Genomic DNA, 26,146 nt, shown 5'->3' on the forward strand with positions numbered 1-26,146 from the left:
GTGGGGGCGGGGATTCGTCTTGTTGGCCGCGCGCCGTCAGTGGCTTGTCGCGCCCACGCGGCGGAGCCGCAGAATCGAACGGAGCCCCGCGCCCCCAAGGGCCGGGCGCTGCCATCGCATGCCGTTTACCTGACCGGGCTCGTTCCCGATGTGGTACCTGACCCTGCGGCCGTGGACCCGGCGGGCCGGGGCGCGGCAGCCCCGCGGCCGGCAGCCGCGCGCGAGGCGGGCGTGCCGGTCCACGGTGGTGGTCAGGGTGAGTGTCATCGGGGTCAAGCCTACCGGGGTGTCAGCCGCGGCCGTGCCGCAGTGCGGGGTGCTCGCCCGCGGCCACCAGGTCGGCCACCGCGGTCTTGGGGTCGCGGCCGGTGACCAGGGACTCGCCGACCAGGACGGCGTCGGCGCCCGCGTTGGCGTAGGCGATCAGGTCGTGCGGGCCGCGTACGCCGGACTCCGCCACCTTGACCAGCTCGTCGGGGATCTCCGGGGCGATCCGCTCGAAGGTGCCCCGGTCGACCTCCAGGGTCTTCAGGTTGCGGGCGTTGACGCCGATGATGCGGGCGCCCGCGTCCACGGCGCGCTCGATCTCGTCCTCGTCGTGCACCTCGACCAGCGGGGTCAGACCGATGGACACGGCGCGCTCGATCAGCGACTCCAGCGCGGGCTGCTCCAGCGCGGCGACGATGAGCAGCACGAGGTCGGCGCCGTACGCCCGGGCCTCCCACAGCTGGTACGAGGTGACGATGAAGTCCTTGCGCAGCACCGGGATGTCGACGCGGGCGCGGACGGCCTCCAGGTCGGCCAGCGAGCCGCCGAAGCGGCGCTCTTCGGTGAGGACGGAGATGACGGCGGCGCCGCCGGCCTCGTAGTCGGCGGCGAGGGCGGCCGGGTCGGCGATGGCGGCCAGCGCGCCCTTGGACGGGCTGGAGCGCTTGACCTCGCAGATGACCTTGACGCCGTCGCCCTTGAGGGCAGCCACGCCGTCCTTGGCGGCCGGGGCCTGCGCCGCGCGCTCCTTGAGCTCGTCGAGGCTGACGCGGGCCTGCCGCTCCGCGAGGTCGGCCCGGACTCCGTCGATGATCTCGTCGAGCACACTCACGCGAGCGGCCCCCTTTCAGCCTTGGTCCTGGGACGGGTTCGAAAACCCATGGTCACTGCGATGGTATCCGGAGGAAGTGCCTGGGCTCGCATCCGGCGGGCGGCGGTCCCATTACCTGGACATTCCTTGTTGATCAAGGACGGATCAAGCCACCGACCGGCAGGTTCCGGACGACGGTGAAGAGCAGTAGCGCGGAGCCGGCCACCCACAGCGGGGTACGGCCGAGGGTGAGCCGCATCGGCCTGCCTCCGGCCGCGCGGACCGCCCAGACGGTCCACAGCACGGCGAAGGCGAAGTAGGCGGCCACTCCGGCCGCGTTGTCGTGCAGGGCGCCGAGGAGGTCGCCGTGGACGAAGGCGTGCGCGCTGCGCAGTCCGCCGCAGCCGGGGCAGTACAGCCCGGTGAGCGCGTAGAGCGGGCAGACCGGGTAGTGGCCGGGCTGGTTGGGGTCGACGGCGCCGACGTAGGCGAAGGCTCCGGCCACGGCGGCCAGCACCCCGGCCGGGGTGGCGAGGCGACGCCACAGCGGTGGGTCCTCGGGCGGGGCGAGGGGCGAGGCGGCACCATCGGCATTCACCCTGGCATTGTGCCGTGGGCCCCCCGTGGACGCGCGAGGGGCGCCCCAGGTGCCGTCCGTACGGCTCCGGGGCGCCCCTTCAGGCGATTCGCTCAGCTCTCCGCGCCGACCGGCTCACGGGTGGCCGCCGCGGCAGGGCGGGCCGGGGTGGCGCTCGCCTTCGGCATGCCGAGGCCCATGGAGCGCATGATCCAGCCCACGACGCCACCGAGGACCACGATCACCAGACCGGCCCAGAAGCCGACGGGCTGGGCCATCACGGTGAAGGCGCCCGAGACGCAGAAACCGATGAAGGCGATGATGACACCGGTCCAGGCGGCCGGGGTGTGACCGTGGCTGCTGCCCGCCATGACTTGCTCCTCGTTGCTGTGTACGTGTCGTAGTACATGTCGTACGTGTCGTACGGTTCCGAGCCCGCCCGTCACTGTCCGAGCCGGTCGCTCGCGGTCCATTGTCCCGTACGCGCCCGCGTGATCGACGCGGGGGTGGGAGTCTGGTTGCCCACACCGGGCGGTGGTTCAGGCGCCGGTGGGGTCCTCGCCCCGGTCCAGGGCCTTCCAGATCTCCTCCGGGCGCTCCGGATCGACCGGGCGTGCGGCGCGCCGGGGGCGGTCCGTGCCGCGCTCGTAGCGGCCGGACATGGCGGGCCAGCGGGAGCCGTAGCGCAGCGCGAGGAGTCCGGCGAGCAGGATCAGCACCCCGCCCACCGCCGCGGCGTAGGGCCAGGCGGTGTGGGTGAGGGCCTCGACGGTGGCCGAGGTGTCGCCGGTGGCCTCGGCCGCCTTCTCGTCCAGCGCGGAGCCGTCGGCGACACCGGCGAGGGCGGCGGCGACGATGCCGGCGCCGGAGAGCGTGAGCAGCGCGGCGACGGCGAACCGGCCCGCCCGGCGGACGGCGAAGACGGCGACGAGCGCGGCGAGGCCCACGACGGCCAGGGCGGCCGGGACGCCGGTGACGTCGCTGCCCTTGGCGGTCAGCGGGAAGGCGCCTCCGGCGACCGTCGCGGTCCCCTCGGACCAGCGCTGCCGGGTCGCCAGCAGCGCCACGGCCGCGCCGAGCGCGCCGAACAGCAGGGCCGCGGCGAGGCTGCGCCGGCCGGAGCGGGCGGGCGCGGCGGCTTCGGAACGGGGGTGAGGTACGGCAGTCACGTACTCCACTATCGCCTGAACCCCGGACGAAGCGTCATCCGGGGTTCCCGCGAAAGGGTCACACCGTGCCCAGCCGGTTGGCGGTGTGCACCGCGCGCAGCACCGCGGCCGCCTTGCTGCGGCACTCCTGGTCCTCCGCGACCGGGTCGGAGTCGGCGACGATCCCGGCTCCCGCCTGCACGTATGCCGTGCCGTCGCGCAGCAGGGCGGTGCGGATGGCGATGGCGGTGTCGGAGTCGCCCGCGAAGTCGAGATAGCCGACGCAGCCGCCGTACAGGCCGCGCCGGGAGGGCTCGAGTTCGTCGATGATCTGCATGGCGCGCGGCTTGGGGGCCCCGGAGAGGGTGCCGGCCGGGAAGCAGGCGGTGAGCACGTCGAAGGCGGTGCGGCCGCCGGCGATCTCGCCGGTGACGGTGGACACGATGTGCATCACGTGCGAGTAGCGCTCGATCGACATGAAGTCGACGACCTCCACCGAGCCGGGTTCGCAGACCCGGCCGAGGTCGTTGCGGCCGAGGTCGACCAGCATCAGGTGCTCGGCGCGCTCCTTGGGGTCGGCCATCAGCTCGTCGGCGAGCGCCTGGTCCTCCTGCGGGGTGGCGCCCCGGTGCCGGGTGCCGGCGATGGGGTGCACCATGGCCCGCCCGTCCTCGACCTTGACCAGCGCCTCCGGCGAGGAGCCGACCACGTCGAACCCGTCGAAGCGGAACAGGTACATGTACGGGGAGGGGTTGGTGGCCCGCAGCACCCGGTAGACGTCGAGGGCGCTGGCGGTGCAGGGCGTCTCGAAGCGCTGGGAGGGCACGACCTGGAACGCCTCGCCCGCGCGGATGCGCTCCTTGACGTCCTCGACGGCCTCCTGGAAGTCGGGGCCGCCCCAGAGCGCGGTGTACTCGGGCAGCTCGGAGGGCGGCAGGACGGCCGGGGGCTGGGCGACCGGGCGGGCGAGGTCGGCCTCCATGGCGTCGAGCCGGGCGACCGCGTCGGCGTACGCCTCGTCCACGCCGGTGTCGAGGTCGTTGTGGTTGATCGCGTTGGCGATCAGCAGGACCGAGCCCTCCCAGTGGTCCATCACGGCGAGGTCGCTGGTGAGGAGCATGGTCAGCTCGGGCAGCTGGAGGTCGTCGCGCTCGCCGGGGCCGATCTTCTCCAGGCGGCGGACGATGTCGTAGCCGAGGTAGCCGACCATGCCGCCGGTGAAGGGCGGCAGGCCCTGAAGGTGCGGGGTGTGCAGGGCCTGGAGGGTGGCGCGCAGCGCGGCGAGCGGATCACCGTCGGTGGGGACGCCGACCGGCGGGGTGCCGAGCCAGTGGGCCTCGCCGTCGCGCGTGGTCAGGGTGCCGGCCGAGCGGACGCCGACGAAGGAGTACCGGGACCACGAGCGGCCGTTCTCGGCGGACTCCAGCAGGAAGGTGCCGGGGCGCTCGGCGGCGAGCTTGCGGTAGAGGGCGACGGGGGTGTCGCCGTCGGCGAGGAGCTTGCGGGTGACCGGGATGACGCGCCGGTCGGCGGCGAGCTTGCGGAAGGTGTCCAGGTCCATGGCGCTCACTGGTCCTCACCCTTCAGCAGCACATCGGCGTCGAAGCAGGTGCGCTCGCCGGTGTGGCAGGCGGCGCCCGTCTGGTCGACCTTGACCAGCAGGGTGTCGGCGTCGCAGTCCAGCGCGACCGACTTGACCAGCTGGACGTGGCCGGAGGTGTCGCCCTTGACCCAGTACTCCTGGCGGCTGCGGGACCAGTACGTGCAGCGGCCGGTGGTCAGCGTGCGGTGCAGCGCCTCGTCGTCCATCCAGCCGAGCATCAGCACCTCGCCGGTGTCGTACTGCTGGGCCACCGCGGGGACGAGGCCGTCCGGGTCGCGCTTGAGGCGGGCGGCGATCTCGGGGTCGAGGCCGCTGGGACGGGGGCTGCCGGTCGTACGGGTCATGGGTGCCATTGTGCCGTGCGGCGCCCCACGTCACGGTCCGTGTCCGCTGCGTGGTCCCCGGGTGTGGCCGTAGGCTGAACCCATGTCGACCTTCGCCAAGCGTGAACGGCTCCTGCTCGCCGACCTCTTGGAAACCGCCGGCCCGGACGCACCGACTCTGTGCGAGGGCTGGACGACCCGCGATCTGGCCGCGCACGTGGTGGTGCGCGAGCGGCGCCCGGACGCGGCGGCCGGGATGCTCGCCAAGCCGCTGGCCCCCCGGCTGGACCGGGTGATGGAGGAGTACGCGGCCAGGCCCTACGACGAGCTGATCCGGCTGATCCGCACCGGTCCGCCGAAGTACTCCCCGTTCCGGCTGAAGCAGGTGGACGAGGCGGCCAACACGGTCGAGTTCTACATCCACACCGAGGACGTGCGCCGCGCCCAGCCGGACTGGAGCCCGCGTGAACTGGACCCGGTGTTCCAGGACTCACTGTGGACGCGGCTGGAGCGCACCGCCCGGATGACCGGTCGGCACGCGCCGACCGGTCTGGTGCTGCGCCGCCCGGACGGCCGTACGGCGGTGGCGCACCGGGGCACGCCGGTGGTCACGGCGACCGGCGAGCCCTCGGAGCTGCTGATGTTCGCCTACGGACGGCAGGACGCGGCCAAGGTGGCACTGGAGGGCGACGCGGACGCGATCGCCGCCCTGCACGAGTGCCGTCAGCTGGGCCTCTGACCGGACCGGGAGCACCGCCATGATCAAGGTCGCCATGACCGGGGTGTACGTGGACGACGTGGCGAGGGCGCACGCCTTCTACACGGAGGTGCTGGGGTTCGAGACCCGGCTGCACATGGACCTCGGTGACGGCGTGCTGTTCGTGACGGTGGGAGCACCCGAGGGTGCCCAGCCGGATCTCCAGCTGCTGCTGGAGCCCGGCGGGGGCCCCATCGCCGAGCCGTACCGCACGGCGCTGTACGAGGCGGGCCTGCCGACCATCGTGTTCGAGGTGGACGACATGCGGGTGGAGTACGAGCGGCTGCGCGCCGCCGGTGTCCGGTTCACCCATCCCCCGCAGGAGCAGGGGCCGGTGCTGGCGGCCGTGTTCGACGACACGGTGGGCAATCTGGTGCAGCTGACCCAGCGGCTGCACTGAGGCCCGGGCGGACCGCTCAGGCGGGCAGTTCGGCCCGCCTGAGGTGCGGGAAGCACAGCACGACGACCCCGCCGAGCCCGCACACCACGGCGCTGGCCACGAACACCGGCCCGAGCCCGAAGGCGCCGATCGCGGCGGCCGCGAACGGCATGCTCAGCGGGGCGAGACCGAGGCTGACCAGACTGGCGACCGCGGTGATCCGGCCCAGGTAGGCGGGGTCGGCCTGGGTCTGGAGCAGGGCCCCGCACATCGCGCCGCTGAGCCCGGCGAGCAGCCCGATCAGCAGGGCGACGCCGACGGCCCCGGCGAGCCGGGGCACGTAGGCGAGGGCGCCGATGGCGACGGACCCGGCGAGGATCGAGCAGGCGGCGGTCAGCCCGGCGCGCGGCACCCGGCCGCGTACGGCGAGCAGAGCTGAGACGGCGCCCGCGCCGACGCCGAATCCGGCGAGCACCCAGCCCATGCCGGAGGCGCCCCAGCCGCGCCGGTCGGCGAGCAGGGTGAGGCCGACGTTGAGCGGGCCGACGAAGCCGAAGTCGCCGAGCGCGATGGCGAGCATCAGCGGGCCGAGGACGCGGTGGCGGCGGACGTGGCGCAGTCCGTCCGCGAGGTCGGCCCAGGCGGTGCCCCGCTCGCGGGCGTTCTCGTCGGCGGGCAGCGGCCTGAGCCGCACCGTGATCAGCAGGGGCAGCGAGAGCGCGATGAGCAGTCCGGCGAGCCCGAAGGCGGCGGCCGCGCCGCCCGTCGCCACGCCGAGTCCGCCGAGCGGGGCGCCGACGACACCGGCGATCCGGATGGCGAGCCCGCGCAGGCCCTGGACGCGGGCGAGCTGGCCGGGTGCGGTGATCCGGGCCGGGAGCGCGCCGACGGCCGGCATGAAGACGGCGTCGACGGTGCCGAAGACCAGCGCCAGCGCGGCGAGCGGCCACAGTCCGGGCGTGGTGACGAAGAGCAGCGCGGCGACGGCGAGCACGGCCGCGCACCGCACGGCGTCGCTCCCGACGACCACCCTGCGCGGCCCGAACCGGTCCGCGATCACCCCGCCGCCCAGCAGCAGCAGAGCCCTGGGCACCGCGCTGGCCGCCATCACCGCCCCCGCCTCCGAGGGACTGCCCGCCCGCACGGCGGCCCAGGACAGCGCGATGTAGTAGACGTTGTCCCCGAGCATGGACGCGGTGTACGCGCCCAGCCAGCGCAGCACGTTGGGGTCGCGATGAGCCGCGCGTACGGCGTCGGCGTCGGTGACGGCCGGCGGTATGACGGTGGTGCCGGTCACCGGACCGGCCTCCTCGGACACGGAACGGGAATCAGCCACGGAACGGGAATCCGTACATGTGGAGGGCGACGTGTTCGCGTCCCTCGGTGTCTCCGGCGGCCACGGCGGCCCGTCCCTTCTCGTCGTACTTCCTTGCCAGCGCGGTCAGTTCGGCGCGTAGCGCGTCCAGTTCCCCGACGGTCAGCCGGAGCAGGGACTCACTGTCGGGTGCGGCCGCGTTCCACTCGGCGCTCCAGGTGGGCCGCTCGTCCAGGTAGCGGCGGTACATCTCGGCGCGCTGCTCGTGGAAGAGCCGGGTGGCCGCCAGGTGGGCGGCGGCCTTCTCGGGTGCGTCCCGGAAGTCCCGGTCGCGGATGCTGAGCCCCGCCGAGGCGGGCTGCCACCAGCGTTCGCGGCCGTCGGGGCCCTGGGCCGCCGATTCCTCGATGAGCCCGTGTTCCGCGAGTTTGCGCAGGTGGTAGCTGACGAGCGAGACCGCTTCGTCGACCTGCTCGGCGAGCTGGGAGGCGGTCGCCCGGTCGGCGACGCACAGCGCGCGGTACAGCTTCATCCGCAGCGGGTGGGCGAGCGCCTTGAGGGTGCCCACGTCCGTGATCGGGAGGTCCCGCTCCTTGTCCGGCATGCCCACACCGTAGACGCGAAAGGAAAGTTGCACAATATTCCTTGCGCAACCTTCCTTTCGTATCGTGCGCGGGTGGTGGCGAGACGGTCAGCGGACCGGGTGGCCCGCCTCCCGCAGGGTCTGCTTCACCTCGCCGATGCGGAGGTCGCCGAAGTGGAAGACGGAGGCGGCAAGGACCGCGTCCGCGCCGGCGTCGACGGCGGGCGGGAAGTGGGAGAGGGCTCCCGCGCCGCCGGAGGCGATGACCGGGACGGAGACGTGCCCCCGGACGGCCGCGAGCATGTCGAGGTCGTAGCCGTCCTTGGTGCCGTCCGCGTCCATCGAGTTGAGCAGGATCTCGCCCGCGCCCAGCTCGGCGGCCCGGTGCGCCCACTCGACCGCGTCGATGCCGGTGCCCTTGCGGCCGCCATGGGTGGTGACCTCGAAGGAGCCGGACGGGGTGCGGCGGGCGTCCACCGAGAGGACCAGCACCTGCCGGCCGAACCGCTCGGCGATCTCACGGATGAGGTCGGGGCGGGCGATGGCGGCCGTGTTGACGCCCACCTTGTCGGCGCCCGCGCGCAGCAGCTTGTCGACGTCCTCGGCGGTGCGGACACCGCCGCCCACGGTGAGCGGGATGAAGACCTGCTCGGCGGTGCGGCGCACCACGTCGTAGGTGGTCTCCCGGTCGCCGGAGGAGGCGGTGATGTCCAGGAAGGTCAGCTCGTCGGCGCCCTCGGCGTCGTAGACCTTGGCCATCTCCACCGGGTCGCCCGCGTCGCGCAGGTTCTGGAAGTTGACACCCTTGACGACCCGGCCGTTGTCCACGTCCAGGCAGGGGATCACTCGTACGGCCAGGGTCATGCGGACACTCCTCGGAACGCCTCCACCTCGATCTCGACGACCAGGCTGGGGTCCACGAAACCAGAGACGATGATCATGGATGCGGCGGGCCGGACGGTGTCGAACAGCTCCTTGTGTGCGCGCCCGACCTCCTCCACGTCCCGGGCATGGGTGATGTACATACGGGTGCGCACCACATCGTCGCGGCCGAGGCCCACCTGCTCCAGCGCGCCCAGGGCGACGCCGAAGGCGTTGACGGCCTGCTCGTACGGGCCGCCCCCGGCGATCTGCCCGTCCACGATGGAGGTGCAGCCCGAGACCAGCACCAGGCCGTTCGGCAGCTCCACCGCGCGGGAGTAGCCGAACTGGTCCTCCCAGGGCGCGCCCGTGCTGATCCGGCGTACGTCGCTCACCGGGACACCGCCGCGAGGGCCTCTTCCAGGGTGAACGCCTCGGCGTACAGCGCCTTGCCCACGATGGAGCCCTCGACGCCGAGCGGCACGAGCTCGGCGATGGCGCGCAGGTCGTCCAGCGAGGACACGCCGCCGGAGGCGACGACCGGGCGGTCGGTGACCGCGCAGACGTTCTTCAGCAGCTCCAGGTTGGGGCCCTGGAGGGTGCCGTCCTTGGCGATGTCGGTGACGACGTAGCGGGCGCAGCCCTCCTGGTCCAGGCGGGCGAGCGTCTCGTAGAGGTCGCCGCCGTCGCGGGTCCAGCCCCGGCCGCGCAGGGTGGTGCCGCGCACGTCGAGGCCGACCGCGATCTTGTCGCCGTGCTCGGCGATGACCTTGGCGACCCACTCGGGGGTCTCCAGGGCGGCGGTGCCGAGGTTGACGCGGGTGCAGCCGGTGGCGAGGGCGGCGGCGAGGGTGTCGTCGTCGCGGATGCCGCCGGACAGCTCCACCTTGATGTCCATCGCGCCCGCGACCTCGGCGATCAGGTCCCGGTTGTCGCCGGTGCCGAACGCGGCGTCCAGGTCGACCAGGTGCAGCCACTCGGCGCCCGCGCGCTGCCAGGCGAGGGCCGCCTCCAGCGGGGAGCCGTAGGAGGTCTCGGAGCCGGACTCACCATGCACGAGGCGTACGGCCTGGCCGTCGCGGACGTCGACGGCGGGGAGCAGTTCGAGCTTGGCCATGGTCTTAGAGGGTTCCGATCCAGTTGGTGAGGAGCTGGGCACCGGCGTCGCCGGACTTCTCGGGGTGGAACTGGGTGGCGGACAGGGCGCCGTTCTCCACGGCGGCCACAAATGGCCCGCCATAGGTCGACCAGGTCACCGCGGGCGGGGTCATGGCCGCGTTGAGCTGCTCGAAGTCCCAGTCCTGCACCGCGTAGGAGTGCACGAAGTAGAAGCGGCTCTCCGCATCGAGGCCCGCGAAGAGCTTCGAGTCGGCCGGGGCGTCGACGGTGTTCCAGCCCATGTGGGGCACGACCTCGGCCTTGAGCGGGCCGACCGTGCCGGGCCACTCGTCCAGGCCCTCGGTCTCGATGCCGTGCTCGATGCCGCGCGCGAACAGGATCTGCATGCCGACGCAGATGCCGAGCACTGGGCGGCCGCCGGCGAGGCGCCGGTCGACGACCCAGTCACCGCGGGCCTCGCGCAGACCGGTCATGCAGGCGGCGAACGCGCCGACGCCGGGCACCAGCAGGCCGTCGGCGTTCATCGCCTTGTCGAAGTCGCGGGTGATCTCCACCTCGGCGCCCACGCGGGCGAGGGCGCGCTCGGCGGAACGGACGTTGCCGAAGCCGTAGTCGAAGACCACGACCTTCTTGGGATCGCTCAACTCCACACCCCCAGCCGCATGACGCCCGCGACCAGGCACATGGCCGCGCCGATGGAGACCAGCACGATCAGGCTGGTGGGCATCTTCTGCTTGACGAAGGAGATGATGCCGCCGACCAGGAAGAGGCCGACGACGATCAGGATGGTGGACAGTCCGGTCATGGGATTTACAGCGCGCCCTTCGTGGAGGGGAGGATGCCGGCCGCACGCGGGTCGCGCTCGCTGGCGTAGCGCAGGGCGCGGGCGAGGGCCTTGAACTGGCACTCCACGATGTGGTGCGCGTTGCGCCCGTAGGGGACGTGCACGTGCAGCGCGATCTGGGCCTGGGCGACGAAGGACTCCAGGATGTGCCGGGTCATCGTGGTGTCGTACTCGCCGATCATCGGCGCCATCTTCTCGGGCTCGGTGTGCACGAGGTAGGGGCGGCCGGAGAGGTCGACGGTGACCTGGGCGAGGGACTCGTCCAGCGGGACCGTGCAGTTGCCGAAGCGGTAGATGCCCACCTTGTCGCCGAGCGCCTGCTTGAAGGCGGCGCCGAGCGCGAGGGCGGTGTCCTCGATGGTGTGGTGGGTGTCGATGTGCAGGTCGCCCTCGGTCTTCACGGTGAGGTCGAACAGACCGTGCCGGCCGAGCTGGTCGAGCATGTGGTCGTAGAAGCCGACGCCGGTGGCGATGTCGGTCTTGCCGGTGCCGTCGAGGTCGATCTCGACGAGGACCGAGGTCTCCTTGGTGGTGCGCTGCACGCGTCCTGTGCGGCTCATGCGTCAAGCTCCTTCTTCAAGTCCCGTACCGCGTCGAGGAACGCGTCGTTCTCTTCGGGGGTTCCGGCGGACACCCGCAGCCATCCGGGCACGCCGTTGTCCCGGACCAGCACCCCACGGTCGAGGATGCGCTGCCAGGCGCCGTGGGTGTCCTCGAAGCGGCCGAACTGCACGAAGTTGGCGTCGGACTCGGTCACCTCGTAGCCGATGGCCCGCAGTTCGGCGACGAGCCGGTCCCGCTCGGCCTTGAGCTGCTCGACATAGCCGAGCAGCGTGTCGGTGTGCTCCAGCGCGGCCAGCGCGGTCGCCTGGGTGATGGCGCTCAGGTGGTAGGGCAGCCGGACCAGCTGGACGGCGTCCACCACGGCCGGGTCGGCGGCCAGGTAGCCGAGGCGCAGTCCGGCGGCGCCGAACGCCTTGGACATGGTCCGCGAGACCACCAGGTTCGGCCGGCCTTCCAGCAGCGGCAGCAGGGAGTCGCCGTGGCTGAACTCGATGTACGCCTCGTCCACGATCACCATGGACGGCTTCGCCGCCTGCGCGGCCTCGTACAGCGCGAGGACCGTCTCGGGCGGGACGGCGTTGCCGGTGGGGTTGTTGGGGGTGGTGATGAAGACGACGTCGGGCCGGTGCTCGGTGATGGTGTGCACGGCGGCGGGCAGGTCGATGGTGAAGTCCGCGCCGCGCGGCCCGGAGATCCAGCCGGTGCCGGTGCCGCGCGCGATGAGCGCGTGCATCGAGTACGACGGCTCGAAGCCGATCGCGGTGCGGCCGGGTCCGCCGAAGGTCTGGAGCAGCTGCTGGATGACCTCGTTGGAGCCGTTGGCCGCCCAGACGTTCTCGAGGCCGAGGGCGTGGCGCCCGGTCTTGGTCAGGTACCTGGCCAGTTCGGTGCGGAGCTGGACCGCGTCCCGGTCGGGGTAGCGGTTCAGGTTCCGCGCGGCCTCACGCACCCGCTCCGCGATCCGCTCAACCAGCGGTTCGGGCAGGGGGTAGGGGTTCTCGTTGGTGTTCAGCCGGACGGGGACGTCCAACTGGGGCGCGCCGTAGGGGGACTTGCCACGCAGCTCGTCCCGTACGGGAAGATCGTCGATGCCGGTCACTTGGTCTCCGGTACCTTCCAGCCGAACCGGGCCTTGACCGCCGCGCCGTGCGCGGGCAGGTCCTCCGCCTCGGCGAGGGTCACCACGTGGTGGGCGACCTCGGCGAGCGCGTCCTCGGTGTAGTCGACGATGTGGATGCCGCGCAGGAAGGACTGGACGGACAGGCCGGAGGAGTGGCAGGCGCAGCCGCCGGTGGGCAGCACGTGGTTGGACCCGGCCGCGTAGTCCCCGAGGGAGACGGGCGCCCAGGGGCCGATGAAGACCGCGCCCGCGTTGCGCACCCGGTCGGCGACGGCGGCCGCGTCGCGGGTCTGGATCTCCAGGTGCTCGGCGCCGTACGCGTCGACCACCCGCAGGCCCTCCTCGACGCCGTCCACGAGGACGATCGCGGACTGCTGCCCGTTCAGCGCGGGCACGATGCGGTCGTCGATGTGCTTGGTCGCGGCGACCTGCGTCTTCAGCTCCTCCAGCACCGCGTCGGCCAGGGCGGCCGAGTCGGTGACGAGGACGGCGGCGGCCAGCGGGTCGTGCTCGGCCTGGCTGATCAGGTCGGAGGCGACGTGCACCGGGTCGGCGGTGTCGTCGGCGAGGACGGCGATCTCGGTGGGGCCGGCCTCGGCGTCGATGCCGATCTTGCCGGTGAAGTAGCGCTTGGCGGCGGCGACCCAGATGTTGCCGGGGCCGGTGACCATGTTGGCGGGCGGGCAGGACTCGGTGCCGTACGCGAACATCGCCACGGCGGTGGCGCCGCCGGCCGCGTACACCTCGTCCACGCCGAGCAGGGCGCAGGCGGCGAGGATGGTCGGGTGCGGGAGGCCGTCGAAGTCGGCCTGCGCGGGCGAGGCCAGCGCGATGGACTCGACCCCGGCCTCCTGCGCGGGCACCACGTTCATGATCACGGAGGAGGGGTAGACCGAGCGGCCGCCGGGCGCGTACAGCCCGACCCGGTCGACGGGGACCCACTTCTCGGTCACGGTGCCGCCGGGCACGACCTGGGTGGTGTGGGTGGTGCGGCGCTGGGCGCGGTGGACCAGGCGGGCCCGGCGGATGGACTCCTCCAGGGCCGCGCGCACGGCCGGGTCGAGGGCCTCGAGCGCGTCGGTGAGCGCCTGGGCCGGGACACGGACGGATTCCAGCCGTACTCCGTCGAACTTCTCCGCGAAGTCGATCAGCGCCGCGTCGCCACGATGATGCACGGCCTCGCAGATCGGACGCACCTTCTCCAGGGCGGCCGAGACGTCGAAGTCGGCTCGGGGCAGCAGGTCGCGCAGGGCGGGGCCCTCGGGGAGGGCGTCGCCGCGCAGATCGATTCGGGAGATCACAGTCCCAATTCTCTCAGACCGGCGCCGGGCCCTGTCCGCGCGTATCAATGGCTGATACAGAACGTGGGACAACCGCTGCGACAGAGCGTGGCCGGAACCCGCGAATTCACCCTCACTTTGTGTGTCGAACCCGTCACTCAGCGGGCATGAGCCGGGGAACGACGTGTGGGACGGACGTGGGCGGCGGGCCGGGCGGTGACGCCCGTGGCCGGCTCGCGTGAGAGCGGGAGAGGAGCCGCGGTGACCGAAGCACTGGCGGCGGGTCCGGGCGCGGCGGAGCTGCCGGACGATCTGACCCCGGCCGAGGCGGGCATGTGGCAGGCGTTCCGCAACGGCAGTGTGTACGACCTGAGCAGTGGCGAGATGGCCGTGGACGATCCGCACGGCGGCGTCCCCTGGGGCCCGGAGCGCAGTGTGCGGGCCCGGGTGGTGTGCTGGCTGCTGCTGGACGGGCCGCCGGCGCTGGCGGGCCGGGTCTCCTCGCTGAAGCTGACCGGGGTGCGGATCACCGGCACGGTGGACCTGGCGGGCGGCACCGTCACGCCGTACATGGAGCTGCGCGGCTGCCGTTTCGACGACGAGGTCCGGGTGCCGGAGGCGCATTTCACCACCGTGCGCCTGGTGGACTGCGCGGTGCCCCGTCTTGAGGCGGCGCGGGTGCGCACCGAGGGCGATCTGCATCTGGCGCGCTGCCGGTTCCGTACCGGCATCCGGCTGACCGACGCCCGGATCGGCACCGACCTGATGCTCAACCAGGCCGTGGCGCACCGGGACCGGAGCGGCCGGTCCATCACGGCGGACGGCATGACGGTCGGCCAGGACCTCCAGGCGGAGATGCTGGAGTCGTACGGCGAGCTGCGGCTGCGCGGCGCCCAGGTCGGGGTGTCGCTGAGCCTGCGCGGGGCCCGGCTGTCCAACCCCTACGCCCGGCTGGCGCTGAACGCCCCGCAGCTCACGGTGGAGCGGACCCTGTATCTGACTCCGGCCGCGGTGGGCAGCCCGCTGCTGAGCGGGACGACACCGGCGCGCGGGACGCGGGTGCAGCGGTTCGAGTGCCGGGGCGGGATGCGGCTGGACGACGGCCGCTTCGGGGACGCGGTGGACCTGGAGGGGGCGCGGTTCGTGCTCACCGACGACCAGGAGCTGTCGCTGCGCCGGATACAGACGCCCGAGCTGCGCTTCCTCGGGGACCGGCCGCCGTCGGGGCGGGTGGTGCTGTCCGGCGCCCGGACGGTCAACCTGGTGGATCACGCGGGCAGTTGGCCCGAGCCGGGCAACCTCCAGATGAGCGGCTTCGCGTACGAGAACCTGGTGCCGCGCGGCCCGTTCCCGCTGGCCCACCGGCTGGACTGGGTGGCGGCGGCGACCGCCGAGTACCACCCGGAGCCGTACGAGCGCCTCGCCGCCGTGCTGCGCGCGGCCGGGGAGGACGAGGACGCCCGCGAGGTGCTGCTCGCCAAGCACCGCAGACGCCGCGAGACGCTGCCTCCGGCGCTGAAGCTGTGGGGGTACGCGCAGGACTGGGCGGTCGCCTACGGCTACCGGCCGGGCCGGGCCGCGGTGTGGATGGCGGTGCTGTGGGCGGCGGGCACGCTGGCGTTCGCGCACGCCGACCCGCCGCCCGCGCACGCGGAGGACCGTCCGGCGTGGAGCCCGGCGCTGCTCACGCTGGACCTGCTGCTGCCGGTGATCGACCTGGGTCAGCTGGACCAGTGGCGGCTGCGCGGGGCGTGGCCGTGGCTGGCGGCGGTGCTGATCATCCTGGGCTGGGTGCTGGCCACGGCGGTGGCGGCGGGCGCCACGCGGCTGCTGCGGCGGAGCTGACGGACGAGCCGCGCGGGGTGGCAGGGGCCCGACAATAGTGGAAAAGCTACCTTTTTGCGCTTCCTTGACTCTCGTGGGCACAACCTTCCACAACTTGCCCGAACCCTCTGGCGCGGGCCCGACCTGCGGACTTTCAATGGTCGACACCATGGTTCTGCTGCCGGCGTTTTTCCGCCCCACCCGGAAGACACGACGCGCCTCGCGCCCGGACTCCCCCGCACCGGCCGACGACGTCATCCTCGACGCGCCCGACGACCGCCTCTCCCCCGCCCTGGTCGCGGCCGGGCAGGGCGAGTTCCCGGTCGCCGCCGCCCTGCTCGCGGCCACCCGCGCGGCGGCCCAGTGGGAGGAGCGCGACGCCTACGCCACCCGGCTCGCCGCCTTCGCCCGCTCCCGCCCCGAGTGGTTCGAGGCGTGGCGGGCCGCCGACCCCCATGACCCCGGCGTCCTGCTCGTCGGGGCCCAGCTGGCGGTGGACCGCGCCTGGCCGTCGCCGGGCCGCGCCGAGCTGCTGCGCGAGGTCAGCCCGCTGATCACGGCCGCCGCCCGGGCCGACGACCGCGACCCGGTGCCCTGGCGGATCGCGCTGGACCACGCGCGTGGCTCCCGCGCGGGCCACCGTTACTTCGAGGAGCTGTGGGAGGCGGCCGTCCGGCGCTCCCCGCACCACTACGGCTGCCATGTGGCCGCGCTGCGCTATCTGGCCACCTTCTGGCACGGCTCGCACCGCGAGTGCTTCGACTTCGCCGAGCCCGCCGCACAGGACGCACCGCCCGGCTCGCTGGTCCAGGCACTGCCGCTGCGGGCGGCCTTCGGCTATCTGACGGACGCCTGCGGCCCCGAGGTGCCCCGCGACCGGCTGCTCGCCGCGGCCGACCGCGCGGTGGCCCTCTCCGCCCGCTTCCCGGCGGCCGACCCCCGCCCGGCCGAGGTCCGCAACAAGCTCCTCTACGTCCTGCTGCGCCTGGAGCGCTGGGAGGAGGCCCGCACCCAGCTGGCGCTGATCGGCCCGTACGCCACCTCGTTCCCGTGGAACCGGGTCTCCGAGGACCCGCTCGGCCACTTCCTGCGGCTGCGCGACGCCCTGCTGACCGACGCCCCGCCCGCCGCCCTGGCCGCCCTGCTCCGGACCCCGCCGCGCCCCCGGCCCTGAGCCCGGCGGGGGCCCGAGGGAGTCCGGCTCGGCAGGATCGGCGAGACAGGCGCTGGCGCCGCGGACATTCCCGCGGACCCGACCATTAGGCTGGGGCGTCGTGACCACCGCCCGCCTGCCCCTCTTCCCGCTGAACACGGCGCTGTTCCCGGGACTCGTCCTGCCGCTGTCCGTCTTCGAGGAGCGTTATCGCGCCATGATGCGCGAGCTGCTGAAGACCCCGGAGGACGAGCCGCGCCGGTTCGTCATCGTGGCGATCCGTGACGGCCACCAGCTCGCGCCGAGCGCTCTGGGCCTGCCGGACCCGGCGGCCGAGGCCGACCACGGCCCGGCGGCCGGCTTCGGCCCGGACCCGCTCAAGGCGCTGCACCGGGTGGCCTGTGTGGCGGAGGCCGCGACCATCCGGGAGCGGACCGACGGCACCTTCGAGGTGCTGTGCACCGGCACCACCCGTGTCCGGCTGCTCTCGGTGGACGACTCGGGGTCGTTCCTGACCGCCGAGGTGGAGGAGCTGCCGGAGGACCCCGGCGACGAGGCGGGCGCGCTCGCCGAGGGCGTGCTGCACTCCTTCCAGCAGTACCAGAAGCGGCTGGCGGGCGCCCATGAGCGCTCCATCTCCGCCGACTCCGACCTGCCGGACGACCCCAGTGTGATCTCCTACCTGGTGGCGGCCGCGATGGTGCTGGACACCCCGACCAAGCAGCGCCTCCTCCAGGCCCCGGACACCGCCTCCCGGCTGCGGGACGAGCTGAAACTGCTTCGCTCGGAGACGGCCATCATCCGTAGTCTGCCCTCACTGCCCGCGTTCGAGCTGACCCGGGCGCGCACCAGTCTGAACTGAGGGAACCGAGGCCGACACCCGCGATGGCGAAGAAGTCCAAGAAGCAGCAGACGTCAGGAGCGGGCGGCACGCCCGCCACGGTGGCCCTCACCGCGGCGGGCGTCGGCCACACGGTCCACTCCTACGAGCACGACCCCGCCCACCCCTCCTTCGGCGAGGAGGCCGCCGAGGCGATGGGCGTCTCCCCCGACCGCGTCTTCAAGACGCTGGTCGCCGACGTGGACGGCACCCTGACGGTGGCCGTCGTCCCGGTCTCCGGCACGCTGGACCTGAAGGCGCTGGCCGCGGCCGTCGGCGGCAAGCGGGCGGCGATGGCCGACCCCGCGCTCGCCGAGCGCACCACCGGCTATGTACGCGGCGGCATCTCCCCGCTGGGGCAGCGCAAGAAGCTCCCCACGGTGCTGGACGAGTCGGCCGGGGCGCACTCCACGATCTGCGTCTCGGCGGGCCGGCGCGGCCTGGAGGTCGAACTCGCCCCCGCCGACCTCGCCACCCTGACGAAGGCCGTACTGGCCCCCATCGGCCGCGCCTGACAGGGCTCTAGGCCGGGGGCGTCCCGTAAGGGCCCTGCCCGTGCGACTCCTGCCCGTGCGACTCCTGCTCGTACGGGCCCTGCTCGTACGGGTCGGGGTCGCGTGGCCCGAAGAGGGCCGTGAGTCCCAGGTGGACCAGGAGGGCGCCCAGCGGCCAGGCCAGCAGGGCGCCCTTGGCGCCGAGCCGGAGCGGGGCGGGGAAGGTGACGCCCGCGCCGACCGCCTTGGCGTGCGCGATGACGTCCGACTCCGGGCCCAGCCACACCCCGAGCCGCCAGGCCAGCAGCGAGCCGAGCAGGCCGCCGACACCGAGGCCCACCACCAGCGGCACGCCCCCGCGCCGCCGCAGCAGGAACACCAGGACCGCGCTGATCAGCCCGAAGGCCAGGCCCAGCAGGGCGAACGTGCCGTCCACCCCGGCCGCCTGCTCGCCCTCGGTGTCCTTGAGGTAGACCACCCAGCTGCGGTCGGTCTCCTCGCCGACGAGCGGCACATGCGGGGCCAGCCACCACCACAGCAGCCCGAGCAGCACCCCGGAGAGCGCCACCGCCACCGCCACGACGACCGCTTCGCGCACTTCAGTCTTCATACCGGGGCCGTCCTGTTCGTACGGGTCCGCGACCGGCGTTCCGCCCGAGGGGGCCTGCCCCAGCTGATGCGCGAAGTCGTCGTGCGGCGGCGGTGGCGGAGTCAGCGGTGCGGTCACCCTGACATCGTGCCAGGTCGTGCCGCGCGCCGCGTCACCGGACGGCGGCCCGGCGGTACGCCCGGGTCGCCACGGCCAGCGAGATCACCCCGACACCCGCGCACACCCCCAGGTCAGCGAGGACCACCATCCAGTCGGGGTCGGGACCGAAGGTCCGCGCGTACGCCTCCACCCCGTAGGTGGAGGGCAGCAGATCGCGGGCGAAGAGCACGATGCCGGGCATCCGGTCGGCGGGCAGCACGCCCAGCAGCAGCGCCGCCGACATGCCCAGCTGGCCCAGCAGCGTGGCGAGTTCGGGGCGCGGCGCGAGCAGTCCGCAGGCGGCACCGAGACCGGACAGCGCGGCCCCGGCCAGCGGGATCACCGCGAGCAGCACCCACAGGTTGGACAGCGGCAGCCCGAACAGGGCGCAGCCGACGACGGCGGTCACCAGCGTCCCCGGCACGGTGAAGGAGGCGTACGCTGCCGCCGCGCCCAGCACCACGGCGGCGGGCGGCACGGGCAGCGTGGCGTAGTGGTCGAGCCCGCCGCTGGCGCGCAGCTGGCCGAAGTACTGCGAGAGCAGGTTCAGCGCCACGTAGGCGACGACCAGGACGGACGATCCGGCGACCACCGCCTGGGCCTCGGGCCCGCTGTCCACGACGCCGCGCATCATCACGGCGATGCCGACCGACTGGAACGTCGCCACGAACAGCAGCGGGATGCGCGCCACGCGGGCCCGCGACAGCTGGGCACGGTAGACGGCGGCCATCGACGGCCACAGCCGCACGGGCGGCCCCAGCTCGGCCGCGCGCCGCGCCTGCCCCGGCACGCTCTTCGCGGCGCTCGGCAGAACCTCGGCGGGTACGACACTCACGACGCGCTGCTCCTCTTCCCGACGGCGGCCGGACAGAAGTCCCCCAGGGACCATACGGATGCGACGAGGCCCGTGCTCACGCCTTCACCAGCCCCTGCCGGGCCGCTCCGCCGAGGGCCAGGTAGACGTCCTCCAGGCTCGGCGTGGCCAGGGTGAAATCGTCGAGCGCGGCGAAGGCGGCCCCGCCGGTGACGGTGGCGACGGCGGCCCGCGCCTCCTCGGGGGCGAGCCGGAGCGTCCAGCGGCGCCCGGCCTCCACGGCCCGCTCGCGCAAGCAGGCGACCTCGGGCACCTCCAGCGGTGCCCGCTCCCGCCAGACCAGCTCGACCCGGACCTCTCCGGAGACCCGCTCCTTGAGCCCGGCCGGGGTGTCGCAGGCGATCACCCGGCCCTGGTCGAGCACGGCGACCCGGTCGAGGACGGTCTCGGCCTCGATGACGTTGTGGGTGACCAGCAGCACGGTCGCGCCGTGCTCGGCCCGGCGCCGGTCGACGGCGGCCCAGACCGCGCGCCGGGCCACCGGGTCCATGCCGGTGGTGGGCTCGTCCAGGACCAGCAGCGGGCGCCGGCCGACGAGCGCGGCGGCGAGGCAGGCGAGCCGCCGCTGGCCGCCGGAGAGCTTCTTCAGCGGGCGTCCGGCGAGCGGGGCGAGCCCCAGCTCGTCCAGCACGGCGTCGCGTTCGGCGCGGGCGGCGCGTGCCTCCAGGCCGCGCAGCCGGCCGGTGGTCTCGGCGGCGAGGGCGACGGTCAGCTCGTCCAGCGCGGAGGACTCCTGGCCGAGGTAGGCGAGGATGCGGGCGGCCCGCTCGGGGTGGCGCACGATGTCGTGGCCGAGGATCTCGACGCCGCCGGAGTCGGGGCGCAGCAGCCCGGTGAGCTGTCGTACCAGGGTGGACTTGCCGGCGCCGTTCGGGCCGAGCAGCCCGAATATCTCGCCGTGCCGCACGTCCAGCGTCACCTGGTCGGTGGCCCGCACCTCGGGCGCGCCCGGCGTTCCGCGCCGCCCCTTGACGGGCGGATAGGTCTTGGTGAGCCCGCGCACGCGTACGACGTCGTCGTACCGAAGTGCCTGTCCCGCGCGCGTAGTCACAAGGGACGAGAGTACGCGGTGCGGACCCTTTACTCGCCTTTGGGTCACCTCATCACGGCGTCCGCCGGTCAGGGCCCGTTCACTCCCCGGCGGAGGCGCTCTCCGCCGTGGCGGGTACGTCGAACTCCCGCCAGAACCCGGCCCGGATGGCGTAACGGTCGTGCTCGTCGATCTGGTCGTCCTTGTGGGCGAGCAGGCCGAAGCGGGCGGCGTAGCGCAGCAGCTCGCCGTCGATGCGGTGCGGGACGCGGGGGTACATCGCGGCGAGCCGCTGGAGGTGGCCCTGGTCGCCGAGCCGGGACATCCAGCGGCGGGCGAACACCTGGCCGACCTCATAGGGGTCGCCGCCGACCGTGGTGATGTCCTCCTCACGGTCGGCCCAGCGCTGCTCGGCGGTGGTGAGCTGGGCGAGCGTCGGCATGGAGGCGGCCTCCGGCGGCTCGGCGGCGGTGCCCGGCCGGTCCACCCAGCCCTTGTCGGAGGACCAGCGCAGGGTGGCGTTGGCCGGCTGCTGGGCGGGCGGGGCGCCGGGGGCGCGCAGCGCGGCCAGGTCCTTGGGGGTGGGGACGCCCTTGTGGGCGGCCGCCCGCTCCTGGGTGCCGTTCTCCGGCGCTTCGGCGGCCTGGCGGTGGGTGTCCTCCTCGGCGGTGCGCCCGCCCCCGGAGAGCGCGGACTCGGGCAGGGGGGCGGAGAGGATCGCGGCGATCTCGGGGCGGGGCACCGGTTGCGGGACACAGACACCGGCCGGCTCCTTGGCGCGGACGGCCTTGACGATCCAGGCGCGGTCGAGCACGCGCCGTTCGTCGGCCTCGGCGACCAGGTCCTCGGACTGGTTGTAGTCGCCGTCGGCGGCCTGGACGGCCCACAGGTGGACGGCGACGCCGTGTTCCTTGGCGGCCATCATGCCGGGCAGCAGGTCGCCGTCGCCGGTGACGAGGACGATGTCGGAGCAGGCGCGGTTGCGGGCCAGCTCGGTCAGCTCGGCGTGCATGGCCGCGTCGACGCCCTTCTGCGCCCAGCGTCCGTCGCTGCGGGTCAGGGCGCCCAGGCGGACGGTGACTCGGGGCATCACCCGCAGTCTGCGGTGCTCCGGCTGGGGGACCCGGTCGGGGGCACCGTCGAACCAGTAGATGCGCAGCAGCGGGCGGCCGGTCTCGGATTCGGCGCGTTCGCGCAGCGCCTGGATGAGCGCGGTGTGGTCGACGATGATCCGGGACCGCGAGGGCTCACCGGCGAGGAGGCTCGCGGCGGCTCCCAGCAGATACCCGGCGTCCACCAGGACGATGCAACGGTCCACGCGACTCACCCTCTTTCCGGGAGGTATTGCTTCGGCGTTCCTTCGAGTCTGCCCGACCGCGCGGGGGTTAACGGCCGGAACTCGATCTTCGGCGTGGCGTTTCCGGGAGCCGGTGTCCCCACCACCCCTGTCACACACGGTAATTATCCGACATGCGCTTGATGTCAGCGTATGTGAATCTAATTTCGGCCCTGGCCCCTAGACCCCCTTCAGGAGGCAGATCCCCATGGCCAAGAACAAGAACCGCAAGCAGACCGGCCCGAAGAACCGCACTTCCCAGGCCGAGCAGTCCCAGCGCTCCGGCGAGCAGGCGTCCGAGGCGCAGGAGGCCACCGCCCAGATCGCGGGCGGCCAGCCGGACTACGCACACAAGCAGAACAAGCGCTTCGGCCACAACTGAGTGCTGCTAAAGGGCATTTGAGCCCCCGAGCACACAGCGAGCACGCGAAAAGGGGCGCACCTCCGCGGGGTGCGCCCCTTTTGCTGCCGTTCAGCTCGCCGCGCGCAGCCGGTCTCAGCTCGCCGCGCGCAGCCGGTCCAGTCGGTTCAGCCGGCCAGGCAGGACGGGCCGAGCAGCACCTTCAGGTCGCCGTAGAGCGCCGGGTCCGGCTTGACCCGGTGCCGGTCCAGGCGCAGCACGGTGGTCTTGTGCGGGCCCTGGAGCTTGATGCGGACCTCGCTGTCGCCCTTGTGGTGGGTGAGGATCTCGCCGAGGCGGCTGATCATGGGCGGGGTGACCCGGACCGCCGGGATGGTGAGCACGACGGGGGCGTTGGTGCCCGCGTTGGACAGGTCGGGGACCTGGAGTTCCATGGCGACGAGCCGGGGCACGTCCTCGCGCTTGTCGAGCCGGCCCTTGACGAACACCACGGCGTCCTCGACCAGTTGGGTCGAGACGAGCTGGTAGGTCGCGGGGAAGAACATGCACTCGATGGAGCCCGCGAGGTCTTCCACGGTGGCGATGGCCCAGGCGTTGCCCTGCTTGGTCATCTTGCGCTGGAGGCCGGAGATGATGCCGCCGATGGTCACCACGGCGCCGTCGGAGTGCTCGCCGCCGGTCAGCTGGGAGATGCCCGCGTCGGCCTTGTCGGAGAGCACGTGCTCCAGGCCGAAGAGCGGGTGGTCGGAGACGTAGAGACCGAGCATCTCCCGTTCCTGGGCGAGGAGATAGGTCTTCTCCCACTCCTCGTCGGTGAACTGGACGTCCAGTCCGAAGCCGGGCTCGCTGCTGGCCTCCTCGCCCATGCCGCCGAAGAGGTCGAACTGTCCCTCGGCCTCCTTGCGCTTGACCGCGACCACGTTGTCGATCATCGGCTCGTACTGCGCGGTGAGGCCCTTGCGGGTGTGGTTCATCGCGTCGAAGGCGCCGGCCTTGATCAGCGACTCGGTGGTGCGCTTGTTGCAGGCGACCGCCTCGACCTTGTCGAGGTAGTCGGGGAAGGAGAGGTACTTCCCCTTGGTCTTGCGGCCCCGGATGATCGCCTCGACCACGTTGGTGCCGACGTTGCGCACGGCGGAGAGGCCGAAGAGGATCACGTCGTCGCCCTGGGCGGCGAAGTTGGACTCCGACTCGTTGACGTCCGGCGGGAGCACCTTGATGCCCATGCGGCGGCATTCGTTGAGGTAGACCGCCGACTTGTCCTTGTCGTCCTTGACGGAGGTCAGCAGTCCGGCCATGTACTCGGCCGGGTAGTTGGCCTTCAGATAGGCGGTCCAGTAGGACACCAGGCCGTACGCGGCGGAGTGCGCCTTGTTGAACGCGTATCCGGCGAAGGGGACCAGCACGTCCCACAGCGCCTGGATGGCCTCGTCGCTGAAGCCCTTGTCGCGGGCGCCCTTCTGGAACAGGACGAAGTTCTTCGCCAGTTCCTCGGGCTTCTTCTTGCCCATCACACGGCGGAGGATGTCGGCCTCGCCGAGCGAGTAGCCCGCGATGATCTGGGCGGCCTTCTGCACCTGCTCCTGGTACACGATCAGGCCGTGGGTGACCGCGAGGACCTCTTCGAGAGGCTCCTCCAGCTCCTTGTGGATCGGCGTGATCTCCTGCAGGCCGTTCTTGCGCAGGGCGTAGTTGGTGTGCGAGTCCATGCCCATCGGGCCGGGACGGTAGAGCGCCGAGACGGCGGAGATGTCTTCGAAGTTGTCCGGCTTCATCAGGCGCAGCAGCGAGCGCATGGGGCCGCCGTCGAACTGGAAGACGCCGAGGGTGTCGCCGCGCTGGAGCAGTTCGAAGGTCTTCGGGTCGTCCAGCGGGAGGCTCAGGAGATCGATGTCGATCCCCTTGTTGGCCTTCACCATCTTGACGGCGTCGTCCATGATCGTGAGGTTGCGCAGGCCCAGGAAGTCCATCTTCAGCAGGCCGAGCGACTCACAGCTCGGGTAGTCCCACTGTGTGATGGTCACGCCGTCGGTGTGCCTCACCCACACCGGGACGTGCTCGGTGATGGTCTCGCTGGACATGATCACGCCGGCGGCGTGTACACCCATCTGGCGGACGAGGCCCTCGACGCCCTTGGCGGTGTCGATGACCTTCTTCACGTCGGGCTCGTTCTCGTACATCCCCCGGATCTCGCCCGCCTCGCTGTACCGCGGGTGCGAGGGGTCGGTGATGCCGTTGAGGTCGATGCCCTTGCCGAGGACGTCGGCGGGCATCGCCTTGGTGAGACGGTCGCCCATCGCGTACGGGTAGCCCAGTACGCGTGCGGAGTCCTTGATGGCGTTCTTCGCCTTGATCTTGCCGTAGGTGCCGATCATGGCGACCTTGTCGGCGCCGTACTTCTCGGTCACGTACCGGATCACCTCGACGCGCCTGCGCTCGTCGAAGTCGATGTCGACATCGGGCATCGAGACGCGCTCGGGGTTGAGGAACCGCTCGAAGATCAGGCCGTGCGGGATCGGGTCGAGGTCGGTGATGCCCATGGCGTAGGCGACGATCGAACCGGCCGCGGAGCCTCGGCCGGGGCCGACCGCGATGCCCTGGTTCTTGGCCCACATGATGAAGTCGGCGACCACGAGGAAGTAGCCGGGGAAGCCCATCGAGATGATGACGTCCATCTCGTACTCGGCCTGCTTCTGCCGGTCCTCGGGGACGCCGCCGGGGAAGCGGCGCTCCATGCCGCGGCGCACCTCCTCCTTGAACCAGGTGACCTCGGTGTAGCCCTCGGGAATGTCGAACTTGGGCATGAGGTTCTTGGCCTCGAACATGCCGGTGGTGTCGACCATCTCGGCCACGAGGAGGGTGTTGGCGCAGCCCTCCTGCCAGGCGTCCGAGGAGTCGATGGCGTACATCTCGTCCGTGGACTTCAGGTAGTAGCCGGTGCCGTCGAACTTGAAGCGGCCGGGCTCGGAGAGGTTCTTGCCGGTCTGGATGCACAGCAGGGCGTCGTGGGCGGCCGCCTCGTGCGCGTAGGTGTAGTGCGAGTCGTTGGTGACCAGCGGGGGGATGCCGAGCTTCTTGCCGATCTCCAGCAGGCCGCCGCGGACCCGGTGCTCGATGTCGATGCCGTGGTCCATCAGCTCCAGGAAGTACCGGTCCTTGCCGAAGATGTCCTGGTAGTCGGAGGCCGCCTGCAGTGCCTCCTTCTCCTGGCCGAGACGCAGCCGGGTCTGGACCTCGCCGGAGGGGCAGCCGGTGGAGGCGACGATGCCCTCGGACCACTTCGAGATGGTCTCCTTGTCCATCCGGGGCCACTTCTGGAGCCAGCCCTCGGCGTACGCGTCGGAGGAGAGCCGGAAGATGTTGTGCAGGCCGGTCCGGTTCACCGCCCACATCGTCTTGTGGGTGTAACCACCGGAGCCGGAGACGTCGTCCCGCTTCTGGTGCGGCTGGCCCCACTGGATCTTGCGCTTGTTGCGCCGGGACTCGGGGGCGACATACGCCTCGATCCCGATGATCGGGGTGATTCCGGCCTTCTTCGCGGAGTGGAAGAAGTCGTACGCCCCGTGGAGGTTGCCATGGTCGGACATGGCGATGTGTGTCATGCCCATCTCATTGCAGGCGTTGAACATGTCCTTGAGCCGCGCGGCACCGTCCAGCAGCGAGTACTGGGTGTGGACGTGCAGGTGCGTGAAGGGCGGCTTCGACACGGTTTCGGCCTCCAGATGAACAAGAAGGGGACAGCGAAGAAGTCTATGCCCCGGCACTGACACCCTCGGGCTCGGTCCACGTACCTTCATGGGGGAACCGGGCACTCCGGCGCGGCGTCGCCCGTTGTGGACGGCGGGAGCGCCGCCGTACCGCTCCCCCCGTATTTCCTATCGCTCACGCACGATCC

29 protein-coding genes are annotated in these 26,146 nt (G+C 72.3%); 7 read left to right on the top strand and 22 right to left on the bottom strand.

All coding sequences use genetic code 11. The features are described 5' to 3' along the window. Nucleotides 1–36: 36 nt before the first annotated feature. The 7 genes from trpM to hisI form a co-directional block, all read right to left on the bottom strand. Nucleotides 37–267, bottom strand: coding sequence for a tryptophan biosynthesis modulator TrpM (gene trpM, locus ACIGA3_RS01230; protein ID WP_399709016.1), 231 nt, complete (start codon nt 265–267; stop codon nt 37–39). 22 nt (nt 268–289) lie between these two features. Then, nucleotides 290–1,099, bottom strand: coding sequence for an indole-3-glycerol phosphate synthase TrpC (trpC, locus tag ACIGA3_RS01235; protein ID WP_399709019.1), 810 nt, complete (start codon nt 1,097–1,099; stop codon nt 290–292). A gap of 133 nt (nt 1,100–1,232) precedes the next feature. Then, nucleotides 1,233–1,676 carry a DUF2752 domain-containing protein gene (locus ACIGA3_RS01240; RefSeq protein WP_399709022.1) on the bottom strand — a complete coding sequence of 148 codons (444 nt, stop codon included), beginning with the start codon at nt 1,674–1,676 and terminating at the stop codon, nt 1,233–1,235. 92 nt (nt 1,677–1,768) lie between these two features. After that, the gene (locus tag ACIGA3_RS01245) at nt 1,769–2,026 is read right to left on the bottom strand and encodes an HGxxPAAW family protein (RefSeq protein WP_399709025.1); all 258 of its coding nucleotides are present in this window, start codon (nt 2,024–2,026) and stop codon (nt 1,769–1,771) included. 168 nt (nt 2,027–2,194) lie between these two features. Then, the gene (locus ACIGA3_RS01250; RefSeq protein WP_399709028.1) at nt 2,195–2,833 is read right to left on the bottom strand and encodes a TIGR02234 family membrane protein; all 639 of its coding nucleotides are present in this window, start codon (nt 2,831–2,833) and stop codon (nt 2,195–2,197) included. A gap of 49 nt (nt 2,834–2,882) precedes the next feature. After that, nucleotides 2,883–4,364 (bottom strand): anthranilate synthase component I, encoded by a 1,482-nt coding sequence (locus tag ACIGA3_RS01255; RefSeq protein ID WP_399710748.1) that lies wholly within the window; start codon nt 4,362–4,364, stop codon nt 2,883–2,885. Nucleotides 4,365–4,369: 5 nt separating this feature from the next. Beyond that, entirely contained in the window at nt 4,370–4,750 is a 381-nt protein-coding gene (hisI, locus tag ACIGA3_RS01260; RefSeq protein WP_399709031.1) for a phosphoribosyl-AMP cyclohydrolase, read from the bottom strand. 82 nt (nt 4,751–4,832) lie between these two features. On the opposite strand from hisI, the gene ACIGA3_RS01265 reads away from it, so the two are divergent. Next, nucleotides 4,833–5,468 carry a TIGR03085 family metal-binding protein gene (locus tag ACIGA3_RS01265; protein ID WP_399709034.1) on the top strand — a complete coding sequence of 212 codons (636 nt, stop codon included), beginning with the start codon at nt 4,833–4,835 and terminating at the stop codon, nt 5,466–5,468. Between the two features lie 19 nt (nt 5,469–5,487). Continuing rightward, nucleotides 5,488–5,886 carry a VOC family protein gene (locus tag ACIGA3_RS01270; protein WP_399709037.1) on the top strand — a complete coding sequence of 133 codons (399 nt, stop codon included), beginning with the start codon at nt 5,488–5,490 and terminating at the stop codon, nt 5,884–5,886. 16 nt (nt 5,887–5,902) lie between these two features. Here the strand turns inward: ACIGA3_RS01270 and ACIGA3_RS01275 are convergent, their stop codons facing one another. The 10 genes from ACIGA3_RS01275 to hisD all read right to left on the bottom strand — a co-directional run bounded on the left by ACIGA3_RS01275 (nt 5,903) and on the right by hisD (nt 13,572). After that, complete coding sequence (locus tag ACIGA3_RS01275) at nt 5,903–7,144, bottom strand: MFS transporter (protein ID WP_399710750.1); 1,242 nt, start codon at nt 7,142–7,144, stop codon at nt 5,903–5,905. Between the two features lie 49 nt (nt 7,145–7,193). Further along, on the bottom strand, nt 7,194–7,784 hold the full coding sequence (locus ACIGA3_RS01280; protein ID WP_399709039.1) for an ArsR/SmtB family transcription factor: 591 nt from the start codon (nt 7,782–7,784) through the stop codon (nt 7,194–7,196). Nucleotides 7,785–7,871: 87 nt separating this feature from the next. After that, nucleotides 7,872–8,627, bottom strand: a complete 756-nt coding sequence (gene hisF, locus ACIGA3_RS01285) for an imidazole glycerol phosphate synthase subunit HisF (protein WP_399709042.1) — start codon at nt 8,625–8,627, stop codon at nt 7,872–7,874. Next, entirely contained in the window at nt 8,624–9,019 is a 396-nt protein-coding gene (locus tag ACIGA3_RS01290) for a RidA family protein (RefSeq protein ID WP_399709045.1), read from the bottom strand. The genes hisF and ACIGA3_RS01290 overlap by 4 nt, the downstream gene beginning before the upstream one ends. Beyond that, nucleotides 9,016–9,741: a bifunctional 1-(5-phosphoribosyl)-5-((5-phosphoribosylamino)methylideneamino)imidazole-4-carboxamide isomerase/phosphoribosylanthranilate isomerase PriA gene (gene priA / locus ACIGA3_RS01295; RefSeq protein ID WP_399709048.1), complete on the bottom strand. Its 726-nt coding sequence runs from the start codon at nt 9,739–9,741 to the stop codon at nt 9,016–9,018. The genes ACIGA3_RS01290 and priA overlap by 4 nt, the downstream gene beginning before the upstream one ends. Before the next feature lie 4 nt (nt 9,742–9,745). Then, on the bottom strand, nt 9,746–10,393 hold the full coding sequence (gene hisH / locus ACIGA3_RS01300) for an imidazole glycerol phosphate synthase subunit HisH (RefSeq protein WP_399709051.1): 648 nt from the start codon (nt 10,391–10,393) through the stop codon (nt 9,746–9,748). Beyond that, nucleotides 10,384–10,548, bottom strand: coding sequence for a hypothetical protein (locus ACIGA3_RS01305; protein ID WP_030810044.1), 165 nt, complete (start codon nt 10,546–10,548; stop codon nt 10,384–10,386). The genes hisH and ACIGA3_RS01305 overlap by 10 nt, the downstream gene beginning before the upstream one ends. Before the next feature lie 5 nt (nt 10,549–10,553). After that, nucleotides 10,554–11,147, bottom strand: a complete 594-nt coding sequence (gene hisB, locus ACIGA3_RS01310; RefSeq protein WP_161187986.1) for an imidazoleglycerol-phosphate dehydratase HisB — start codon at nt 11,145–11,147, stop codon at nt 10,554–10,556. Beyond that, nucleotides 11,144–12,250 carry a histidinol-phosphate transaminase gene (locus tag ACIGA3_RS01315; RefSeq protein ID WP_399709056.1) on the bottom strand — a complete coding sequence of 369 codons (1,107 nt, stop codon included), beginning with the start codon at nt 12,248–12,250 and terminating at the stop codon, nt 11,144–11,146. The genes hisB and ACIGA3_RS01315 overlap by 4 nt, the downstream gene beginning before the upstream one ends. After that, nucleotides 12,247–13,572, bottom strand: coding sequence for a histidinol dehydrogenase (hisD, locus tag ACIGA3_RS01320; protein ID WP_399709059.1), 1,326 nt, complete (start codon nt 13,570–13,572; stop codon nt 12,247–12,249). The genes ACIGA3_RS01315 and hisD overlap by 4 nt, the downstream gene beginning before the upstream one ends. Before the next feature lie 240 nt (nt 13,573–13,812). On the opposite strand from hisD, the gene ACIGA3_RS01325 reads away from it, so the two are divergent. The 4 genes from ACIGA3_RS01325 to ybaK all read left to right on the top strand — a co-directional run bounded on the left by ACIGA3_RS01325 (nt 13,813) and on the right by ybaK (nt 17,923). Then, nucleotides 13,813–15,396 (top strand): oxidoreductase, encoded by a 1,584-nt coding sequence (locus ACIGA3_RS01325; protein ID WP_399709062.1) that lies wholly within the window; start codon nt 13,813–13,815, stop codon nt 15,394–15,396. Nucleotides 15,397–15,532: 136 nt separating this feature from the next. Beyond that, the gene (locus ACIGA3_RS01330) at nt 15,533–16,549 is read left to right on the top strand and encodes a hypothetical protein (protein WP_399709065.1); all 1,017 of its coding nucleotides are present in this window, start codon (nt 15,533–15,535) and stop codon (nt 16,547–16,549) included. A 100-nt stretch (nt 16,550–16,649) separates the two neighbouring features. Beyond that, on the top strand, nt 16,650–17,390 hold the full coding sequence (locus ACIGA3_RS01335) for an LON peptidase substrate-binding domain-containing protein (RefSeq protein ID WP_399709068.1): 741 nt from the start codon (nt 16,650–16,652) through the stop codon (nt 17,388–17,390). A gap of 23 nt (nt 17,391–17,413) precedes the next feature. Beyond that, complete coding sequence (ybaK, locus tag ACIGA3_RS01340) at nt 17,414–17,923, top strand: Cys-tRNA(Pro) deacylase (RefSeq protein WP_399709070.1); 510 nt, start codon at nt 17,414–17,416, stop codon at nt 17,921–17,923. 7 nt (nt 17,924–17,930) lie between these two features. Here ybaK and ACIGA3_RS01345 read toward each other — a convergent pair whose 3' ends face one another. The 4 genes from ACIGA3_RS01345 to ACIGA3_RS01360 all read right to left on the bottom strand — a co-directional run bounded on the left by ACIGA3_RS01345 (nt 17,931) and on the right by ACIGA3_RS01360 (nt 21,872). Beyond that, a complete protein-coding gene (locus ACIGA3_RS01345) occupies nt 17,931–18,629 on the bottom strand; it encodes an AAA family ATPase (protein WP_399709073.1) in 699 nt (232 codons plus the stop codon). A 34-nt stretch (nt 18,630–18,663) separates the two neighbouring features. Beyond that, nucleotides 18,664–19,485, bottom strand: a complete 822-nt coding sequence (locus ACIGA3_RS01350) for an ABC transporter permease (RefSeq protein WP_399709076.1) — start codon at nt 19,483–19,485, stop codon at nt 18,664–18,666. A 76-nt stretch (nt 19,486–19,561) separates the two neighbouring features. Then, entirely contained in the window at nt 19,562–20,575 is a 1,014-nt protein-coding gene (locus tag ACIGA3_RS01355; RefSeq protein WP_399709079.1) for an ABC transporter ATP-binding protein, read from the bottom strand. A 79-nt stretch (nt 20,576–20,654) separates the two neighbouring features. Continuing rightward, on the bottom strand, nt 20,655–21,872 hold the full coding sequence (locus ACIGA3_RS01360; protein WP_399709082.1) for an NYN domain-containing protein: 1,218 nt from the start codon (nt 21,870–21,872) through the stop codon (nt 20,655–20,657). A gap of 226 nt (nt 21,873–22,098) precedes the next feature. Between ACIGA3_RS01360 and ACIGA3_RS01365 the strand changes: the two genes are divergently transcribed. Further along, the gene (locus ACIGA3_RS01365; protein ID WP_399709085.1) at nt 22,099–22,272 is read left to right on the top strand and encodes a hypothetical protein; all 174 of its coding nucleotides are present in this window, start codon (nt 22,099–22,101) and stop codon (nt 22,270–22,272) included. A gap of 146 nt (nt 22,273–22,418) precedes the next feature. On the opposite strand, the gene dnaE is transcribed toward ACIGA3_RS01365, so the two are convergent. Then, entirely contained in the window at nt 22,419–25,958 is a 3,540-nt protein-coding gene (gene dnaE / locus ACIGA3_RS01370) for a DNA polymerase III subunit alpha (RefSeq protein WP_399709088.1), read from the bottom strand. Between the last annotated feature and the right edge of the window lie 188 nt (nt 25,959–26,146).

Source organism: Streptomyces sp. NPDC085596 (assembly GCF_044541565.1).
GTDB lineage: Bacteria > Actinomycetota > Actinomycetes > Streptomycetales > Streptomycetaceae > Streptomyces.